The organism is Mucilaginibacter sp. P4_E8, assembly GCF_056401495.1.
On sequence record NZ_JBFUJG010000233.1, the window covers coordinates 1 to 5,033 of the forward strand.

The following is a 5,033-nucleotide window of genomic DNA, read 5'->3' on the forward strand; positions in this document are numbered from 1 at the left end:
ATTCTATAACAGCTAAATATTTCAGATTAAGAAGATATAACCGGCGGGATTCCGCATTTTATTTTATCAAATTTACCGGCAAAGAATGTTAACATCATTAAGAAGCAAAGCACAAACCTTTTGGACCGTTGGTCACGAACGAACGCTAAAATTAAAGAAGAATATTATTTATTCATTCTTAATCAAAGGAGCAAGTGTGCTTGTGGGCTTTATACTCATCCCGTTAACCATTCATTACATTAATGCAGGGCAATATGGTATTTGGCTTACAATCAGTTCAATGGTAAGCTGGATCAATACCTTTGATATCGGGCTAAGCAATGGATTAAGAAATAAGATGGCACGCTCCCTGGCATTAAATGAAACTGAAAATATTGCCCGGTATATAAGCACAACATATGCCATCCTGTTTTTGATAGCGGCCGTTACTTTTCTTTTATTCTACGTTACCGGTTCGCTTTTCGACTGGAACGCGTTATTGAATATCAAAAACGCGGTAACCTACGATATTTGGCCCATTATCACCATTACACTCGGCGCCTTCTGCGTTCAATTTTTCCTTCAACCGGTAAATAGTGTTTTAACGGCATCTCACCAACCTTTTAAAGCATCACTGATCGCTCTTTGCGGACAGGCATTAACATTATTGGCTATCTATCTGCTTACCGTTTTCACAAAAGGCAATCTATTCCTGTTGGTCGTAGCAGTCAGTATATCCCCTGTTATTGTCTTTTTAATAGCAAACTTTTACTTTTTCAATACGTCACTAAAAGCATACGCACCCAAATTCCGCTTTATAGATCTGTCCAGTGCCAAGAGCCTGCTGAATACAGGTGGGGTGTTTTTTTTCATCCAGATCGGCGCAATAGTGCTCTTCCAAACGGATAACATTGTTATCTCCCGTAACCTGGGCCCTCAGGATGTTACCGTATTCAATCTGGCTTATAAATATTTTTCTTTAATACAGGTAATCTTTGTCATCATACTTACCCCCTATTGGAGTGCCTTTACCGACGCTTATGCCAAAAAGGATATGAGTTGGATCAAACAATCTATTCAGAAAATGAGGAAGCAGTGGCTTTATATCAGCGGATTAGCCATACTGTTATTTGTTGGTTCACAGTTATTTTACCATCTCTGGATAGGCGACACAGTGCATGTACCGTTCCAGTTGTCGTTAGCCATGACGGTATATGTCATTTCTACCAACTGGCAGGGAATTTACTCCAGTGCGCTTAATGGGATCGGAAAGTTAAGAATACAGCTGATCCTGGTTATCAGCACTGCAGTCCTGAACATTCCATTATCAATTTATTTAATCAAGCTGGTTGGTCTGTATGGCACCGTTTTAGCCAACATCATCCTGGTGCTGATCATTAACGTTTTTCTTACCTACCAGGTAAACCGCATCACTAATGAAAAAGACACCGGAGTTTGGGCAAAATAAGGGTAATGGCAAACTGCTTATTAAACCCTAATATTCAAGTTTCCAGGAAACATTTTCTTTTATAGTCTTGTTGGGGTAGCCGGCGCTGATCACATTTGAAGGCACATCCCTGGTAACAACGGAGCCCATTCCAATAATGCTTCCGCTTTGGATAGTGACTCCTTTAAGTATGGTTACTTTACTCCCAACCCATACATGGTCACCTATAAAAATTGGCTTTTCCGGGTTAATGATTTGGCCGCTTTCATTAAAAATGGGGTGCGTATCACTGGCCCATAATTCGATATGGTCCGAAAACAAACAATTCGAACCGATCGATATATTATTATTCTTGCCGGCGTTAACAATCCGGATGCCACCAAACGTAGTATCCGCTCCGATGTTAACCACACAATTTTCGCCGCGGATAATCAATGAGGAATCCCGGAACATCACGCCTTTTTCAAAGTTAACCTGATTTTGACTTCCTTCAATACTAATAACCGAACCAGCAACATAAGCGTTATGGAAAGCCACCTTATTATCACTTCCTGAGACGGTTAATGATGTATTTTCTATTCTTGAACAGAAAATCCCGATGTTGGTGGAACGCTGAAAACGGATGGTTGTCTTAAAGAAGCTGCTCCCTTTGATCTGGCTTTTCTTTAAATGCAATAACAGCATGATATAGTTAAAAAATGATATTAAACTTTTGATTTTTTGTTTCATGCTAAAACCCGGAAAGAATTAAATAAAAAGATGAGAATAACCGTTGTTAAACTATGCCAGCCTCTTCAAACCTGATACCAATTGTTTGCATTCGGCATTGCTGGTTTGTAAGCCATACTTTTGTAGCTTGTGCAGTAAAACGCAACCGGTTCGAAAAAGCCCTTTATTACCACGGAGGGCACATTTACTGTTTGGGTAATAAAAAAAATTCCGCCCAGTATCCGTATAGTTTATTTAGCTAATATATAAATTTCCCCAACACTTTAATTACTGGTTAAAACACTGCCAGTCAGAAATATCCCCGGCAGAGCTAAGGCATCATATTTGACTAAGCAGGGTTAGATAACCAGATAATATTTACTGATGATCAACGACAATTCTCTGGAATATACCATTGCCAAGACGCTTTTCAAGTATTATGGCATATTTGAAAATTCAAACAAGATGCTGCCAGTAGAGAAAAGTCCACAAAAGGGGGAAGAGTTGCCCGACATTAAACTGCACGATCTGCGTGCACCCGGGTTAAACGGCTCGGATTTCACGAAATATTTTCGGCCAGAGAAAAAAAGACCTTTGAAACCCGTTCCTATTGACAGGCCATGGTCCTCCGTCAATCCTGACCATCAGGCGCTGATTAAACACTACCCGTTTTTGAAGTCTTTTTGGTTAAATACTAAAACATGATAAATAATGGAACCGGGCCTCACAACGAAATTAAAGAAGCCACACTATAGAAAACAACGGCAAGTAAAACGCATATTGACAGTTTAAAGTAACCCTAGAAATCTGATATGACCCCACCATTTTATCAATACATTCTAAATAAACATCAGTTGGCCGAAATCGTACCAGATAATAAGGAAATAACGGGTTGGGCCACCGGTTTAATCGCTTTACTGTTTCCGGAACAAGCAAACAAAACGTTTAATCACATACAGCAGATCGAAAATGAATTTTCGGACTTAAAAAACAAATTGCATCGTATGGTTGCAGATGTCAGCGGTTCAAAACAGCACGACGGTTCATGCCCGGCCTCATTATTCTTTGACTCAGTTCCTTCGTTATACAGCCTGATAAAAAGTGACCTGGAAGCTATTCTGGAAGGCGACCCGGCAGCGCACAGCGAATTTGAAGTGATCAGAACCTATCCGGGTTTTCTCGCTATATCGCTTTATCGTATAGCCCACGCATTAAGCAAACTCCATATCAGCCTGTTGCCCCGTATTATTACCGAATACGCGCATTCCAAAACGGGCATTGATATCCATCCGGCCGCCACGATTGGCCCGTATTTTCATATAGATCACGGCACCGGCATTGTGATTGGTGAAAGCTGTACAATAGGTAGGCATGTTAAACTATACCAGGGTGTGACGCTTGGGGCATTAAGTGTTGATAAAGGCATGGCACATACCAAACGCCATCCATCACTGGAGGACAATGTGATCATTTACTCCGGGGCAACCATATTGGGAGGAAATACAATCATAGGTCATCATAGCGTGATCGGGGGCAACGTTTGGTTAACGTCAAGCATTCCGCCTTATTCCGTACTTTATCATACGCCCCATTATAAAACAGTAAATAAAAGAGAAACGTCTACTCCGTAACTCAATAGTGATAAAACAACCAGGGCAACATAAAATGGCTGATGAACTGTTTTGGCCTGCAAGCAGTAATAAATATAAATGGATTTCTTCCGGTAAAACAATATGAAAAACCTTGGTAATATAGCTCCATCACAAAAAAACAGCAAATCCTACCTGCACGCCCTTTTTGATATCAAAAATGTGCCAAAAAGGACATATCAGCTTGGTATCGCAACGCTGGCCGCGGGTATGCTCCTCTCCGTATATGACCTATGGCTTGGCTTATTAGTTTCGGCTTTTCTGGTGGCCTGCTTTTGCTTCGCTGTCCTGATGTTTCTCCTGTTAAAATACCATCAGGCAATCAAAAATCTGAAAATCGCGATCATATCAACTGTCTGCGGATTGCTGATCCTGCTGGTTTGCCTTGAGGGCATCCAAACGGAACAGTACCTGTACTTTTTTCCATTAATGGTTACAGTGCCCATCCTCATTGATTTTAAGGAATCGAAATTATGGGAACCATTGGTTTATATTTTACTGATAATTTCCTCTTTCAGTATTTGTATTTTTTTGGGGCTCCATCTGTCTCCTTTAGAAGCATTTAATGCACAGCAGGCCAGTAAACTTTCCGTTGTAAACAGATTTATTGCAATCATTATGACGATAATTTTTGCTACCTCTTATATTGTTTTTGAAAAAAAATATATACATGAATTACTAAACCAAAGTAAACTGGCAATTGATGCAAGGACCAGGTTCCTGTCTACAATGGGACACGAGTTAAGGACACCTTTAAATGGCATTATTGGTACCTTAAATTTGCTAAGGCAAGACCATGGCTTGTATAAAGATGAATATTTTCAGACATTGATCTATTGTTCGGATCATATGTTGCAACAGGTTAACAACATCCTGGATTTCAATAGAATTGAAGCAGATAAGCTCGAAATTCATCCTGTAAAACTGAATCTTTATCAATTATTAACCAACATTGGTATGCCCTTCACTACTTCAATCCGTGAAAAAGGCCTTGACCTTATCATTGATATAGATCAAAAGCTCAATAGTATGGTTTACGTGGATGACCTGCGGYTCATTCAAATTTTCAATAATTTGTTGTCTAACGCTCTAAAGTTCACCCAGCAAGGGTACATTAAGGTGGAGGCCCATTGTTTAAACATCAGTACTACATCGGTTGAAATCAGATTTATGGTTGAAGACACGGGCATTGGTATAGCTAAAAATGACCACCACAAAGTATTTGAAAGTTTTGAACAGGTGTATGATAG

At 39.9% G+C, this 5,033-nt stretch carries 5 protein-coding genes; 4 read left to right on the top strand and 1 reads right to left on the bottom strand.

The genetic code is table 11. The features are described from left to right. Nucleotides 1-85 precede the first annotated feature (85 nt). Entirely contained in the window at nt 86-1,447 is a 1,362-nt protein-coding gene (locus AC1DRQ_RS29390) for an oligosaccharide flippase family protein (protein WP_429397414.1), read from the top strand. 27 nt (nt 1,448-1,474) lie between these two features. Here the strand turns inward: AC1DRQ_RS29390 and AC1DRQ_RS29395 are convergent, their stop codons facing one another. Next, entirely contained in the window at nt 1,475-2,155 is a 681-nt protein-coding gene (locus AC1DRQ_RS29395; RefSeq protein WP_477429363.1) for an acyltransferase, read from the bottom strand. A gap of 363 nt (nt 2,156-2,518) precedes the next feature. On the opposite strand from AC1DRQ_RS29395, the gene AC1DRQ_RS29400 reads away from it, so the two are divergent. The 3 genes from AC1DRQ_RS29400 to AC1DRQ_RS29410 form a co-directional block, all read left to right on the top strand. Further along, nucleotides 2,519-2,839, top strand: a complete 321-nt coding sequence (locus AC1DRQ_RS29400; protein ID WP_477429365.1) for a hypothetical protein — start codon at nt 2,519-2,521, stop codon at nt 2,837-2,839. Between the two features lie 107 nt (nt 2,840-2,946). Beyond that, nucleotides 2,947-3,765 (top strand): serine O-acetyltransferase EpsC, encoded by an 819-nt coding sequence (gene epsC, locus AC1DRQ_RS29405; protein ID WP_477429367.1) that lies wholly within the window; start codon nt 2,947-2,949, stop codon nt 3,763-3,765. A gap of 102 nt (nt 3,766-3,867) precedes the next feature. Continuing rightward, nucleotides 3,868-5,033: sensor histidine kinase (locus AC1DRQ_RS29410; protein ID WP_477429369.1), on the top strand; the 1,166-nt coding region annotated here is incomplete at its 3' end.